11 protein-coding genes are annotated in these 14,975 nt (G+C 71.0%); 1 reads left to right on the top strand and 10 read right to left on the bottom strand.

Translation table 11 applies throughout. The features are described from left to right. Positions 1–17: 17 nt before the first annotated feature. The 5 genes from ACFYXH_RS04140 to ACFYXH_RS04120 all read right to left on the bottom strand — a co-directional run bounded on the left by ACFYXH_RS04140 (position 18) and on the right by ACFYXH_RS04120 (position 4,002). On the bottom strand, positions 18–218 hold the full coding sequence (locus ACFYXH_RS04140; protein WP_389560675.1) for a hypothetical protein: 201 nt from the start codon (positions 216–218) through the stop codon (positions 18–20). Between the two features lie 113 nt (positions 219–331). Then, positions 332–655: a hypothetical protein gene (locus ACFYXH_RS04135; RefSeq protein WP_362686554.1), complete on the bottom strand. Its 324-nt coding sequence runs from the start codon at positions 653–655 to the stop codon at positions 332–334. Then, positions 652–1,020 (bottom strand): WhiB family transcriptional regulator, encoded by a 369-nt coding sequence (locus ACFYXH_RS04130; protein ID WP_327325941.1) that lies wholly within the window; start codon positions 1,018–1,020, stop codon positions 652–654. Before ACFYXH_RS04130 ends, ACFYXH_RS04135 begins: the two co-directional genes overlap by 4 nt. Before the next feature lie 173 nt (positions 1,021–1,193). Then, complete coding sequence (locus ACFYXH_RS04125; protein WP_385305180.1) at positions 1,194–1,535, bottom strand: hypothetical protein; 342 nt, start codon at positions 1,533–1,535, stop codon at positions 1,194–1,196. 166 nt (positions 1,536–1,701) lie between these two features. Next, positions 1,702–4,002, bottom strand: coding sequence for an ATP-dependent DNA helicase UvrD2 (locus ACFYXH_RS04120; RefSeq protein ID WP_389560384.1), 2,301 nt, complete (start codon positions 4,000–4,002; stop codon positions 1,702–1,704). Between the two features lie 51 nt (positions 4,003–4,053). Between ACFYXH_RS04120 and ACFYXH_RS04115 the strand changes: the two genes are divergently transcribed. Continuing rightward, the gene (locus ACFYXH_RS04115) at positions 4,054–4,296 is read left to right on the top strand and encodes a mycoredoxin (protein WP_327325938.1); all 243 of its coding nucleotides are present in this window, start codon (positions 4,054–4,056) and stop codon (positions 4,294–4,296) included. A 59-nt stretch (positions 4,297–4,355) separates the two neighbouring features. Here ACFYXH_RS04115 and nudC read toward each other — a convergent pair whose 3' ends face one another. The 5 genes from nudC to ACFYXH_RS04090 form a co-directional block, all read right to left on the bottom strand. Then, positions 4,356–5,303, bottom strand: coding sequence for an NAD(+) diphosphatase (nudC, locus tag ACFYXH_RS04110; RefSeq protein WP_389560382.1), 948 nt, complete (start codon positions 5,301–5,303; stop codon positions 4,356–4,358). Between the two features lie 37 nt (positions 5,304–5,340). Beyond that, positions 5,341–6,738: a dipeptidase gene (locus tag ACFYXH_RS04105; RefSeq protein ID WP_389560381.1), complete on the bottom strand. Its 1,398-nt coding sequence runs from the start codon at positions 6,736–6,738 to the stop codon at positions 5,341–5,343. Between the two features lie 10 nt (positions 6,739–6,748). Continuing rightward, positions 6,749–10,369: a UvrD-helicase domain-containing protein gene (locus tag ACFYXH_RS04100; protein WP_389560380.1), complete on the bottom strand. Its 3,621-nt coding sequence runs from the start codon at positions 10,367–10,369 to the stop codon at positions 6,749–6,751. Positions 10,370–10,426: 57 nt separating this feature from the next. Next, complete coding sequence (locus tag ACFYXH_RS04095) at positions 10,427–11,251, bottom strand: hypothetical protein (protein WP_389560379.1); 825 nt, start codon at positions 11,249–11,251, stop codon at positions 10,427–10,429. A gap of 120 nt (positions 11,252–11,371) precedes the next feature. Next, on the bottom strand, positions 11,372–14,809 hold the full coding sequence (locus tag ACFYXH_RS04090) for an ATP-dependent helicase (protein WP_389560377.1): 3,438 nt from the start codon (positions 14,807–14,809) through the stop codon (positions 11,372–11,374). Between the last annotated feature and the right edge of the window lie 166 nt (positions 14,810–14,975).

Raw genomic sequence — 14,975 nt, 5'->3', positions numbered from 1 at the left:
GTCGCGCCACCCGGTCGTCACCACCAGGCTGAGTCGAGCCTGCCCTCGATCGCCCTGATGTTGGCGCGTGCGCAGTCGTCGCAGAAGTAGTGACGGCTGCCGTTCTCCACGGAGCAGGTCCAGGTGGGCGGTGGTCCCTCGGCGATCGCGCCGCAGTGGGAACACACGAAGCTCTCGGAATCCGGCTGTGCAGGGTGAGAAGTCTGCTGCTGGTCCACCTCGTGACGATAACCCCATAAGGGACCGGCCACCGGGACAACGCACCGCGGGGGCCGGTCCGTTCGGACCGGCCCCCGCGGGTCAGCGTCTGTCGTGCAGTGCTCTTGTGCGGTCAGTGCATGACGGCCATGGCCAGTGCGCGGCGGGCGCGCATCGACACACGCTCGGCGCGGCGCTGCATCCGCCGGGCGGCGACCAGGCGAACGGCCAGGCGTTCCGCGTCGGCTTCCCGAAGGCGCTCGTGCATATGCGCACGCGCCATGGCTTCTGGGATGAGTTGCATCTCACGGGTCCTGTTCTGACGCGAGGCGTTCGCGCCGATGGTGGTGACGGCTGGGGTGGCGGAGCCTGACGGCTCGCTCGTGGAAGAGGTCATTGGGGCCAGCTTCTGGGGATCGTGCGTGACGGGGCGGTCGATGGTTCCGATGGCGTTCATGCCGCAACCGGGTTCTTGCGCGGGCGACCACGCGGCCGCTTGCGGGCGACGACCACGCCCTGGACGAAGAGCTCGCCGCCCCAGACGCCCCACGGCTCACGCCGCTCCTTGGCACCCGCGAGGCAGGCCTCCATCAGCGGGCAGGTACGGCAGAGGGACTTGGCGTACTCGACATCAGCCGGCGACTCGGCGAAGAAGACCTCCGGGTCGTAGGAACGGCAGGGGACGGGTACGCCGAGGGCCTCGATGGCGTCATCGAGCGCGGAGAGCGCAGTGAGCGGAGTCAAGGTGGAGTCCTCCGTGAGGGCGGGCGGGGGGATCGTCTCGGAAGGCGGTACGGACGGGGCGTGCGCTTCGAGTTGCACGGTGGTGTCGTTCCTCGTCTGGTCGTTCCGGCCTGTTGGCCGGGTGGCGGCTGGTACCGGGTGTTGCGTGTCCCGAGGCCCCTTCGCCCTGTCGTCCCGCTTTAGGGAAAACAGAAGGGCCGCGGATCCCGGGTGGGGTTCCGCGGCCCTGAAGGCGCCGGCCTGATTCTGGATCAGGCTGGATCACTCCAGGGTTCGAGCCCACGGAAGGCCCACATCGTGTGGTGCTGCGTCGTCCGGTGCTGCTTCGTCTGCTTCTGGGTTTCGGCACTGGCCGCCGCAGAGGCATAGGCCCGAGCCTTTGCCGCTGCTACTCCTGCTTCCAGTGCCTTGGTCGGTCGCTCATTGCGCTCCAGGACGGGGAGACCGCCCAGGCCGGCCACAGGAAGCGCGGCAGAAATGCCGGACACACCGGTGCCGTTGAACGCCGCGGAGAAGCCGAGCGAGCAGGCGGAGGCGACCGAGCGATCGGTCATTTTGGCGGTGCTGACGAAGCTGGTCTTGATGCTGATCACTGGAATCGCCTCCTCTCGGCGTCTAGAGGACCGGCCGGGGCCGATCGCGCGTATTCGGATAAGTACAGCACGAGGACAGGGCTTCAGAGAAGCTCGCTGTTCCCGTGGTTAAGAACCTATGGGGATTGCTGGGGCGGGCGCAAACTATTTTTTCGACGAGTTTGTATCAGTCCTCCTCGTCGTCTCCTCCAACCTCCTGGCCTGCGCAGATGGTCAGCACATCGGCTCCGAAGCGTTCGAGCTTGCGACCGCCGACCCCGGAGATCCCGGCCAGCTCGCCCTCGCTGTCCGGCACGGCCTCGGCGATCGCCATCAGCGTCTTGTCGGTGAACACGCAGTACGCGGGCTGGCCCAGCTCCTTCGCCTGCTCCGAGCGCCACTCGCGCAAGCGCTCGTACAGCGCCTCGTCCATGTCGGAGGGGCAGTCCTCACAACGCATCAGTTTCATCTCGCCCGCGTCGGTGAGCGTCTTGCCACAGACGCGGCACAGGACGGGCCCGCGCCGCTTGCGCCGACTGCCGCTGCCGCGCTCGATGCCACCGGCACCGCCCGCGCCGGGGGCGCCGGGGGCCGCCGAGCCGGGACGCATCCCGTTCAGGAAGCGGGTGGGGCGGCGGGAGGCGCGGCCCCCGGGCGAGCGGGACAGCGCCCAGGACAGGGAGAGATGGAGACGGGCGCGGGTGACGCCGACGTAGAGCAGCCGGCGCTCCTCCTCGACCTGCTCGTCCGTCTTGGCGTAGGTGATGGGCATCATGCCCTCGGTGAGACCGACCAGGAACACGGCGTCCCACTCCAGGCCCTTCGCCGAGTGGAGCGAGGCAAGAGTGACGCCCTGGACGGTGGGGGCATGCTGTGCAGCGGCGCGCTCGTCCAGCTCGGCCACCAGATCGGCAAGGGTCGCCTCGGGCTTGACCCGTACATAGTCCTCGGCAAGGCGGACCAGCGCGGCCAGGGACTCCCAGCGGTCGCGCACCGCTCCCGATCCGGCAGGTGGCTCGGTGGTCCAGCCCTTGGTGGAGAGCACTGCCCGGACCTGAGCGGGCAGGCCCTCGGCGTCGTCGAGCAGGGAGTCGTTGCCACCGGCGCGGGCGGCACCGCGCAGGGCCACTCCCGCTTCCCGTACCTCGGGCCGGTCGAAGAAGCGCTCGGCGCCGCGCAGCTGGTAGGGCACTCCGGCGTCGGCCAGCGCCTGCTCGTAGACCTCCGACTGGGCGTTGATCCGGTAGAGCACGGCGATCTCCCCGGCCGGGACGCCGGAGGCGATGAGATCGCGGATACGGCGGGCGGTGCCCTCGGCCTCGGCCGGCTCGTCCGCGTACTCCGTGTAGGCGGGCTCGGGACCGGCCTCGCGCTGCGAGATCAGTTCGAGGCGGTGCTCGGCGGCTCGGCCGCGCGCCTGGCTGAGCAGACCGTTGGCCAGATGGACGACCTGGGGCGTGGAGCGGTAGTCGCGCACCAGCTTGACCATGGTCGCGCCGGGGTGGCGGGTGCGGAAGTTCAGCAGATGGTCGGGGGTGGCGCCGGTGAAGGAGTAGATCGTCTGGCTGGCGTCGCCGACGACGCAGAGGCTGTCGCGGTCGCCGAGCCACAGGTCGAGGAGCCGCTGCTGGAGCGGGCTGACGTCCTGGTACTCGTCCACCACGAAGTGGTGGTACTGGCGGCGGATCTGGTCGGCGATGTCATGCCGGTCCTGGAGGATGCCGACCGTGAGCAGCAGTACATCCTCGAAGTCGATCACTGAGCGGTCGCGTTTGAGCTGCTCGTACATCCCGTAGACCTGGCTGATCTCGGCCGGATCGCGAGGGGCGTCGCGGTGCGACTTGGCGACCGCGGCGGGATAGTCGGCGGGCACGGTCTGGGTGACCTTGGCCCACTCGATCTCGCTCGTGACGTCGCGCAGCTCATTGCGGTCGAGCCGGATACGGCAACGGGCGGCGGCCTCGGCGACCAGCTGGATCTTGCGCTCGAGGAGGCGGGGCAGCTCGCCACCGACGACTTTCGGCCAGAAGTACTGGAGCTGGCGCAGCGCGGCGGAGTGGAACGTACGCGCCTGGACGCCGCCCGCGCCGAGCTGCCGCAGCCGCCCACGCATCTCTCCCGCGGCGCGGTTGGTGAAGGTGACGGCCAGCACACTGGCGGGCTGGAGTATCCCCGCGCGGACGCCGTACGCGATGCGGTGGGTGATCGCGCGCGTCTTGCCCGTGCCGGCTCCTGCCAGCACGCACACCGGACCGTGCAGGGCCGTCGCGACCTCGCGCTGCTCGGGGTCGAGCCCGTCGAGCACCGCGTCCGCCGACTCGGGGACCTGTGGGAAAAGAGAGGAGTGCGTTGCTGCTGTCACACCGCCATGCTGCCAGGTCGGCGGAGATGGGTGCGGCCGTTGTCCACAGGGGGGCAAGAGCAGTCGTACTAATGCGGGAATGGTGGCCAGGTCACGTACGTTCACATACGCGGTGCGAACACGCATCGAGCGAGATCCGGCGAGATCTGGCGGGACGAACAGAGGAGCGCAGGGACGATGCAGGGGACTGTGACGATGTACAGCACGACGTGGTGCGGCTACTGCCGTCGGCTGAAGAGCCAGATGGACCGCGAGGGCATCGCGTACACCGAGATCAACATCGAGCAGGACCCGCACTCCGCGGCCTTCGTCGAGAAGGCCAACGGGGGTAACCAGACCGTTCCGACCGTGCTCTTCGCGGATGGTTCGACGCTGACCAACCCTTCGCTGGCCCAGGTCAAGCAGAAGATCAGCGTCTGAGCAGACAGACCGTCCGAGCAGACCGTCCGAGCAGGTGGGCAGAGAGCCCGGCCGGTCGGCTAGGCGACATCTCCGGGCTTCGGCAGAGGCTTGCCGTACCAGAGCTCGATGAGACGGGCCGCAATCGAGATCCCATAGGGAGGCAGCACCTCCCCGGACTCGAATGCGGCCCGCAGGTCTTCCCGGGAGAACCAGCGCGCCTCGTGGATCTCTTCGCCGTCCACATTGATCTCGGAGGACGTCGCCCGCGCCATGAAGCCCAGCATCAGGCTGGACGGGAACGGCCAGGGCTGGCTGGCGATGTACTCGACGTCGCCGACCGTGACACCCGCCTCCTCCCAGACCTCGCGGCGCACGGACTGCTCGATCGACTCGCCGGGCTCCACGAAGCCGGCGAGCGTCGAGAAGCGACCCTCCGGCCAGTGCACCTGCCGGCCCAGCAGCGCGCGGTCCTCCTCGTCGGTGACGAGCATGATCACAGCAGGGTCGGTACGGGGGTAGTGCTCCGCTCCGCAAGCCTGGCAGCGCCGGATGTGGCCCGCGGCCGCGATGACCGTGCGCTCGCCGCAGCGTGAACAGAAACGGTGCAGCCGCTGCCAGTTCTCCAGCGCGACCGCATGCACCAGCAGGCCCGCGTCGCGCTGCGAGAGCAGCAGTCCGGCTTCGCGCAGTCCGGCCGGGCGGGCCGACTGGTCCATACGTCCCGGCAGGGCGTCCTTCTGGAGCGCGAAGTAGCGCACCCCGTCCTCGTCCGTCCCCAGGAAGTAGCGGTGGGTCTCGGTGACAGGAGCCTCGAAGGCGGGCGTCATGACGAGTTCGGTGCGACCGTCGGGGGTGTCGTCGATCAGCGCCTGACCGCCGGAGACCACGAAGACCCGGGTCGACGGGTGGCTCCAGGCCGCCGCCAGCCAGGCCTCGTCGAGGCGGTGGTGTGCCTCGCGGTCGATACCGCTCGGCGCGGTGAGACCGATCGAGCGGTGTGTGGTGCCGTTACTGATGGTGCTCACAGTTATTTCCAACTCCCCCGGGTGGATTGGGTTCAGGTCAGCGGAGTGTGGCGGCGAGGTCGCCCCACAGGTGGGCGGTCGTCTCCACGCCCTTGAGGAGCAGGTCCAGTTCGACCTTTTCGTTGGGCGCGTGCCAGCCGTCGGACGGTACGGAGATGCCCAGGAAGAGGACGGGAGCGTCCAGCACGTCCTGGAGGTCGGCTGCGGGGCCGGAGCCGCCCTCGCGGGTGAAGCGGATCTTCTGTCCGTCGAAGGCGCGGCCCATGGCTCGTACGACCGACTGCAGCGCGGGGTGGTCCAGCGGGGTCAGACAGGGGCGGGTCGACGCCCCGAAGGTGACCTCATGGCGGATGCCCGCCGGGACGCGGGCCGCGACCCAGTCGCCGATGGCCTGCTCCACCTTCTCCGGTTCCTGGCCGGCGACAAGGCGGAACGTGAGCTTCAGCTGGGCGGAGGACGGAATGATCGTCTTGCCGCCGGGGCCTTGGTAACCGCCGCCGATGCCGTTGAGCTCGGCGGTCGGGCGGGCCCAGATGCGCTCCAGGGTGGAGTAGCCGGCCTCGCCGAGGGTGCCGTGCGACTTGGCGGTGTTCAGCCACGACGCCTCGTCGAAGGGGAGCTCGGCGAAGAGTTCGCGCTCCGCGTCGGTGAGCGGCGCGATGCCGTCGTAGAAGCCGGGGATCGTGACGTGTTCGTCATCGTCGTGCAGTGCGGCGACGAGGCGGGCGGCGACGGTGGCCGGATTGGGCACGGCGCCGCCGAACGAACCGGAGTGGACGTCCTGGTCGGGGCCGTACAGCGCGATCTCGCAGTCCGCGAGGCCACGCATGCCGGTGCAGACGGTGGGGGTCGTCTCGGACCACATACCGGTGTCGGACACGATCACCGCGTCGGCGGCGAGGCGGGCGGCGGCGGTCTCGACGAGAGCGCGGAAGTTCGGGGAGCCGGACTCCTCCTCGCCCTCGATCAGCAGCTTGAGATTGACCGCGGGGGCGGTGCGGCCGGTGGCGGCGAGATGGGCCCGTACGCCCAGGGTGTGGAAGAAGACCTGGCCCTTGTCGTCCGCTGCGCCGCGGCCGTACATCCGGCCGTCGACGATCTGCGGCTCGAACGGGTCGGTGTGCCAGCCGTCCTCGCGGGCGGCGGGCTGGACGTCGTGGTGGCCGTAGACCAGGACGGTGGGCGCGTCCGGTTCGCCGGACGGCCACTCGGCGAAGACCGCGGGGGCGCCGGGCGTGGGCCAGACCTCGACGACCGGGAAGCCGGTCTCCTTGAGTTTGGCCGCGAGCCAGTCGGCGCTGCGCCGTACGTCCGCGTCGTGGTCGGGCTGGGCCGATACGGACGGGATGCGCAGCCAGTCGGCGAGGTCGTCGAGGAAGGCGGCGCTGTGCTGATTGATGTACGTACGGACGGCGCTGTCCGGGGTGTCGCTCATGCACTTGAGCCTAACGGGCTCCGGTGGCTGTCCCACCGGCCGTCTCGCCCAGCAGGATGCGCTCCAGCTCGGCTCGGCCGGGGAGGGCGCCGGGGCGGACGATCTCTCCGCTGCGTACGTAGACGAACGCGGCGTTGACGGCTTCGAGGGGGAGGTCGTGCTGCTCGGCCCAGGCGAGGCGGTAGACGGCGAGCTGGAGAGGGTCGGCGGTGCGGGTGCGGCTGGTTTTCCAGTCGACGATTTCGTACGTGTGCGGCACGCCGCCCGTGTGCGCCTTGCCGTATATGTGCGGTTCGCCGTCGACGCCGTTGCCGTTCTCCTCGCCGTCGCCGTCGCCGTCGCCCGGGTCGGTTCGGTAGACGGCGTCGATACGGCCCCGGATGACACGGCCGGCGAGGGTGAGCTGGAACGGAGCCTCGACGCGGTACGGGGTGCGGTGGGCGTACGGGGTGCGCTCGAAGGCCTCCTTGAGCGCGGCGAGGTCGTGCTCGTCCGCGATCTCGGGGTCGTCCGCGTCGCCGCCGGGAAGCTCGTCGGGGCCGAGCATCGGCAGCGGGAGCTCCTCGAACCGCGACTCCACCCAGGCGTGGAACCTAGTGCCGCGGCGGGCGGCGGGCTGCGGGGGGCGCGGCATGGGGCGGGCCAGCTCCTGGGCGAAGCCGTCGGGGTCGGCGGCGATGCGCAGCAGCTGCGAGGCGGAGAGGGAGGGCGGTACGAGGACCTCACGGACGGTGGCGCGGGTGCGGCGGAGCTCGCCGGCGAGGGCGTCGAGGTCCCGGTCCCAGGAGGCGATGGTGCGGGCGTCTTCGGGGTGCGGGGGGATGTCCCCCACCCCACCCCTTCCCGAAATCGGGGGCGGGCCCCCAGGCCCCCCAGGGGTGGTGGTGGACATGGGAGCTGATGTCCCCACACCCCCGGCGCCGGATTCGCGGTGGCCTCTCTGAGCCGGGACAACGGTGTCGTGCCACGGGTCCGGCTCATGACCGTGCTCGTCGTCGCCCTCCCGGAACGGCTCCGGCTCCCAGTCGTCCCAGTCCGGCAGATCCACGGGGTCGGGGTCCAGGAGCTCGTCCGGCGGCCCGTCCAGGGGCACGTCCAGGGGCTCGTCCGGCGGCAGGGGTTCCTCAAAGGCATCCGCCGACGCATTGGCCAGATAGGAGAACACCGTGTGCGCCGCGGCGCGGCGGCGGGTCAGGGAGGCGGCGTCCAGAGGGAGCGGCCAGGCCTGCGACGCCGTCGTCGTGTGCAGCGCCGGGTTCTCCGCGTCTTCCTCCGGCTCGTCCGCCCAGACCTCGATCTCGCCGAAGCCCTCCGCGCAGTGGTCGTACAGCGCCTGGAGGAACGCCGAAGGGCCGCGTCGGCGCTTCTGGGTCGGGCCCCACCAGTGGGCCGAGCCGAGGAGCAGCGAGCGGGGGCGGGTGAACGTGACGTAGCCGAGGCGCAGTTCCTCGGTGTGCTGGTGGTCCTTCATCGACTCCTTGAAGGACCTGAGCCCCTTCGCATCCCAGGACGGGACGTCCGGGAGGGTCGTCACGTCGCCCCGCAGCGCATGCGGGAGGACCTTGGACTGGGAGGTCCAGGCCTCGCGCGCCTGGTCGTTCGGAAAGTGTTTGGCGACCAGGCCCGGGACCGCCACGACATCCCACTCCAGGCCCTTGGACTTGTGGGCCGTCAGGACCTTGACCGTGTTCTCGCCTCCCGGCAGGGCGTTGTCCAGGCCCTTCTCGTACTGCGCGGCCGTACGCAGGAAGGCGAGGAAGGCGAGCAGCGTCGCCTCCCCGTCCAGCGCCGCGAATCCGGCCGCCGTGTCAAGGAAGTTGGCCAGAGTCTCGCGGCGGCGGGCGGCCAGGGCGTGCGGTGAGGCGGAGAGTTCGACCTCGAGGCCGGTGGTGGTCAGGACCCGGTGCAGTACGTCCATCAAGGGGTCTGCGAGCGAACGGCGCAGGTCGCGCAGTTCGGCGGCGAGGCGGGCGAAGCGGACCCGGGCCTCCGTGGAGAAGGGCAGGCCGTCGTCCTCCCCGCCGGCCGACTCCAGGAATGTGTCGAGCGCGTCGGCGAGCGAGATGACCTCGGCCGGGTCGGTGCCCTCGACGGCGGCGGCCAGTCGCTCGTCCGGGTCCTTCTCGTCGGACGAGGTGCGGTGGACCAGCAGCCGGGCCCGGCGGCCCAGCAGCGCCAGGTCGCGCGGGCCGATCCGCCAGCGCGGTCCGGTGAGCAGACGTACGAGAGAGGCGTTGGCGCCCGGATCCTGCAGGACCTCGCACATCGCGACCAGGTCGGCGACCTCGGGGAGGTGCAGCAGCCCGGACAGGCCGACGACCTCGACCGGGACGTCCCTGGCAACCAGCGCGCCCTGGATCTCGGCGAAGTCGCCCGCCGTACGGCACAGGACGGCGATCTCGCCGGGCTCCTTGCCCGTACGCACGAGGTGGGCGATGGAATCGGCGAGCCACTCGATCTCCTCCGCGTGCGTGGGCAGCAGGGCACAGCGGACGATGCCGTCGCGCTCGGCGCCGGGGGCGGGCCGCAGCGCCTCGACGCCCTCGTGCATGGCGCGCAGAGGCTCGGCGAGGCCGTTGGCGAGGTCGAGGAGGCGGCCGCCGCTGCGGCGGTTCTCGCTGAGCGAGAACCGGGTGGCGGGGCGGCCGTCGGCGTACGCGAAGTGCGCAGGGAAGTCGTCCAGGTTGGCCACGGAGGCGCCGCGCCAGCCGTAGATCGCCTGGCACGGGTCGCCGACCGCGGTCACGGCATGACCGGTGCCCTGCCCGAACAGGCCGGACAGCAGCAGCCGTTGAGCCACGGACGTGTCCTGATACTCATCGAGGAGGACGACCCGGAATTCGTCCCGCAGGATGGTGCCGACCTCGGGCCTGGTGAGCGCGAGCTCGGCCGAGAGGGCGATCTGGTCGCCGAAGTCGAGGAGGTCGCGGGCTCGTTTGGCCTCGCGGTAGCGGACGGTCAGTTCGAGCAGCTCACGGCGTGCGGCGGCCGCCTCGGGGACCTTGCGCAGCTCGGCGTTGCTGAGCCGGGCGCTCTCCAGCGTGCTCAGCAGCTCGGAGTCGTACGCGCCGAGCTGCTCGGGCCGTACGAGATGCTCCGCGAGCTCCGCGTCGAGTGCCAGCAGGTCGCTGACCAGGGACGGGAAGGACTTGGTCAGCGAGGGGTACGGCCCCGGCGCCTCGCGCAGCACACGCGCGGCGAGCTGGTAGCGGGTGGCGTCGGCGAGCAGACGCGCGGTCGGCTCCAGGCCTACGCGCAGTCCGTGGTCGGTGAGGAGCTGTCCGGCGAAGGCGTGGTACGTGGAGATACGGGGCTCGCCCGGCGGGTTGTCGGGGTCGATGGCGTCGGGGTCCGTCACCCCGGCCCGTACGAGAGCTTTGCGGACGCGCTCGGCGAGCTCGCCCGCGGCCTTGTTGGTGAAGGTGAGGCCGAGGACCTGCTCCGGCGCGACCTGGCCGGTCCCGACGAGCCACACCACCCGTGCCGCCATCACCGTTGTCTTCCCCGAACCGGCTCCGGCAACAATGACCTGCGGGGCGGGCGGCGCGGTGATGCAGGCCGTCTGCTCCGGGGTGAAGGGGATACCGAGGAGCTCTTTGAGCTGCTCGGGGTCGGTGATGCGTGCGGTCACCTCAGAGAGGCTAATGGGGACCACTGACAGCGGTGGTCCCCCTCGGCCTCAACCGCGTCAGGCTCCGTTGCCGGAGCCCGCGCCCAGCTTCTCCAGGTCGACGACCTGGTCGGCCGGCGGAGCCACGGCATTCACCGGCTTGTTGTAGTCGCTGAAGACCATCGTGCCGGGCTCGTCGCCGCCAACCTTGACGACCTTGAGCAGGTAGGGCTCGCCCTCCTTGGCCACGTACATGGTCGTCGTCTCGCCGTTGGCCGCCTTCTTCACCACGGTCGCCGTGGCCTGGCCGTCGACCTCGGCGTCGGGGCCCTTGGTCATGCCCTTGCGCTCCGACTTGTCCTTGTCCATATCGGCGATCATGGCCTTGAGGTCGCAGACCCCGTCCATGTCGCCGGAGCTGCCCGCCGGCATCTTCATCCAACGGCCCTTCATCAGCTCGACGACGCTGTCGGCCTCCTTGCCGGACGAGCCGTCCTCGCTCATCGAGGCGCGCCAGAACTTCTCGTCACCCTTCATGTACAGGACCTTGTTGGCCTGGAGGAGCTCGGCTTTGCCGGCCTCCACATTCATCTTGCCCGTGCAGGCGCCCTTGGTGTCGACCGCGAAGTCGACGGTCAGCTGCTCGCCGTCGCTCTTGATCTGGCCCGCCATCCGGATGGACTGGGCGGCCTTCGTGGCCGTGAGGGCCTTGTCGCCGATCTGGTCGGCGGTGAGGCCGGCGAACGGGTCCACCGGAGCCTTCGAGGTCGTGGCGGCCGCCGGCTCCTTCGCCTTCTCCTCGGAGTCGCCCTTGGCCTTGGTGTCCTTGGAGCAGCCCGCCAGTCCGGCGATCGCGGTCGCACAGACCATCGCCGAAACCAGGAACTTCCGATTGGCTGCCATGTGTCTCCCCTGTAGATCCTGCTTATCGCACTTTTATGCGACTGTCGCGGACCTCATTTGGATGCAGGGAGTCGACGTGAGATGGACCACATGGGCCACAACACCGAACGTCGGCGGCGGTCACTCGACAATCTGGCGTCCCTCCGGCTGTGCGCTGCACGAGGCGCGGAAGGTGCAGTGGGTGCAGTGCTGCCCGGTGGACGGGGTGAAGCGCTCGTCGAGTACGCGTCCGGCGGCGGTGGCGAGCAGATCACCGACCCAAGCGCCGCTCAGGGGTTCCTGGGCCTGGATCTTGGGGAGGCCGTCGCCGCCGTCCTTCTTGGCGGCGGGCTGGCGCAGCTGTACGAGTTCGGCGCCGCCGGGTTCCGGGCGACGGCCGTCGAAGGCCTCGTCGAGCGCCCCTTCGCGCACCGCGAGCTGGTAGACGGCGAGTTGGGGGTGGGCAGCGACCTCGTCCCTGGTGGGTGTCTGCTTGCCGGTCTTGAAGTCGACGACATACGCGCGTCCTTCGGCGTCCTCCTCGACGCGGTCCATGGAACCCCGGATCCGTACCTCGTACTCCCCCGCCTCGAGCGTCACGTCGAAGTCGTGCTCGGTGGCGGCGGGGGCGCGACCGCCGCGACCGCCACGGTCCATGACGTGCCAGCGCAGGAAGCGTTCGAGCGCCACGCGCGCGTGCTCCTTCTCCTGCTGCGATTTCCAGGGAGCGTCGAAGACGAGCGCGTTCCAGACCGAGTCGAGGCGCTCCATGAGAACGGCGAGGTCGGCGGGGGTCTGTCCGGAGGCGACCTCGTCCGCGAGTACGTGGACGACGTTGCCGAAGCCCTGGGCGGCGGTGGCGGGTGCGTCCGCCTTCACCTCGCGCCCGAGGAACCACTGGAGCGCGCAGGTGTTGGCGAGCTGGTCCAGTGCGCTGCCGGAGAGGGTCACGGGCTGGTTCCGGTCCCGAAGCGGGATCTGGCTCTGCGTCGGCTCGTACAGGCCCCACCAGCGGTAGGGGTGCGCGGACGGTACGAGCGGCTGGCCCTCGTCGTCGGTGAGCGCGGCGAGGCGGGCGAGGCGGCGGGCGGCGGCGTCCCGCAGCGCGTCCGTCGCCTGCGGGTCGACGGTGGTGGCGCGCAGCTCGGCGACGAGCGCGGCGACGGCGAGGGGGCGGCGCGGGCGGCCGGTGATGTCCCTGGGCTCCACGCCGAGCTCGGTGAGGAAGCGGGAGGGCTGGTCACCGTCGTCGGCGGGGGCCTTGACGGCAGTGACGACGAGGCGGTCGCGGGCGCGGGTGGCGGCGACGTAGAAGAGCCGGCGCTCCTCGGCGAGGAGGGCGCCGGGGGTGAGCGGCTCGGCGAGGCCGTCGTGACCGATGCGGTCGGCCTCGAGGAGCGAGCCGCGGCGGCGGAGGTCCGGCCACAGGCCCTCCTGCACGCCGGCGACGACGACCAGGCTCCACTCGAGGCCCTTGGAACGGTGGGCGGTCATCAGCCGTACGGCATCGGGGCGCACGCTTCTCTTGGCGAGGGTGTCGGCGGCGATGTCCTGGGCCTCGACCTCTTCGAGGAAGTTGAGGGCGCCGCGCCCGCCGGTGCGCTCTTCGGCGCGGGCCGCGGCGTCGAAGAGGGCGCAGACGGCGTCGAGGTCGCGGTCGGCGTTGCGGCCGGCCGCGCCGCCGCGGAGAGCTGCGCGCTCGAGTCGCTGCGGCCAGGGGGTGCCGTCCCAGAGCTCCCAGAGGGCCTCTTCGGCGGTGCCGCCGCCTTCGAGAAGCTCGCGCGCCTTGCGCAGGAGTGCACCGAGCCGCTGGGCGCCGCGGGCGTAGGCGGGGTCGTGCGCGACGAGGCGCTCGGGCTCGGCAAGTGCGCGGGCGAGGAGCTGGTCGGAGGGCGGTGGTACCCGGTTGCCACCGGCGCGCTCCTCGTCCCGGAGAGCGCGGCCGAGCCGCCGGAGGTCGGCGGCGTCCATCCCGCCGAGGGGCGAGGTGAGCAGGGTGAGAGCGGTCTCGGTGGTGAGCCAGGGGGTGCGGGTCTCGGTTTCGGACGCCTCGGCACCCGGCGCCGCATCCGCATCCGCATCCGGTGTCGAACCCGCATCCGCCGGCGGTGCACCGGCGGAACCGGAGGCCTCCGCAGTCCCCTCCCGCGGTCCCGCCGGGCCCCGCAGCGCGGCCGTTGCCGCCGTGCGCAGGGCCGTCAGTAGCGGCGATACGGCCGGTTCGTGGCGCAGTGGGACGTCGTCGCCGTCGATCTCCAGCGGGACGCCCGCCGACGTCAGCGCCCGGCGGACCGAGGGGATGGTGCGGCCACCCGCGCGGACCAGGACCGCCATGTCGTTCCACGGGACGCCCTCCTCCAGATGGGCGCGGCGCAGGATGTCGGCGATGTTGTCGAGTTCCGTGGACGTCGTCGGGAAGGTGTACGTCTCCACCCGCCCGCCCTCGCGGACCGGCGCCGGCTCCCGGTGGGCGCGGGCCTTCTCCGACGGGAGGCGGGGCAGCGGCATCCGCCGGGTCAGCAGCCGGGTCGCCGCCAGCAGATCCGACCCGCTGCGACGCGACGTGGTCAGGACCGACACCTGAGAGGGTCTGCCGTCCGCGTGCCGGAAGGCGTCCGGGAAGTCGAGGATGCCGTTCACGTCCGCGCCGCGGAAGGCGTAGATCGACTGGTCCGGGTCGCCGAAGGCGACCAGCGTCCGGCCCTGGCCGGCCAGCGCCTGGAGCAGCCGCACCTGGGCCGGGTCCGTGTCCTGGTACTCGTCCACGAACACCGTGTCGTACGGGAAGAGGAACGAGGGGTGCGGCACGTCATACGGGGACCCGGTCCGTTCGGCCAGCAGGACCGCGCGGTGCACCAGTTCCGCGTAGTCGAGGACCCCTTGCATGTCCAGGACGTCCAGATACTCGGCGAGGAAAGACGCGGCCGCCCCCCAGTCGGGACGGCCGGTGCGGGCCGCGAAGCGGGCCAGGGAGTCGGGGCCGAGGCCCAGTTCCCGGCTCCGGGCCAGCACCGCCCGTACCTCGTCCGCGAAACCGCGCGTCGTGAGGCACGCCCGCAGCTCGTCCGGCCAGTGATTGCGCACCAGCCCCTCGGCCTCCAGGTCGAGCTGGCCCGCCAGCAGTTCGCGAACGGCGACGTCCTGCTCGGGACCCGACAGCAGCCGCAGCGGCTCGGAGAACAGATCCGCGTCCTGGTGGGCGCGGACCAGTGCGTAGCAGAAGGAGTGGAAGGTCGTCGCCTGCGGCCCCCGCGCACCACCCAGCCGCAGCGCCATCCGGTCCCGCAGCTCCACCGCCGCCTTGCGGCTGAACGTGAGGACCAGGATCCGCTCCGGATCCACCCCCTTCGCGACCCGCGCGGCCACCGCCTCCACCAGCGTCGTCGTCTTGCCGGTGCCCGGACCTGCCAGAACGAGCAACGGACCGTGACCGTGGTCAACCACCGCGCGCTGAGTTGCGTCCAGGAGAGGGGGATGCACCGGGCCCGGCGGGGTACGCACCAGTCGGTACGCGCCCGAGGTCCGCCGCCGTACCTGTTGCTGGTACGTCGTACGCCCGGTGGTGGAGGAGGAGCTCACGTGGATCGCCGGTCCTGGTGGGTGTGCTGGTGGTGATGGAGCGGTTCGTGCCGAGGGTGGAGCGGTTCGTGCCGCGCGCCGACGACGCTACGCCAGCGCGGGGTGGGGACGCAGTGAGTCAGCCGCGCACCGGGGCTCCGTACGGTCTTCGTACGCCGTACAGTCC

The organism is Streptomyces sp. NPDC002730 (assembly GCF_042888805.1).
Taxonomy (GTDB): domain Bacteria; phylum Actinomycetota; class Actinomycetes; order Streptomycetales; family Streptomycetaceae; genus Streptomyces.
This window is presented reverse-complemented; position numbering and strand designations above follow the sequence as displayed.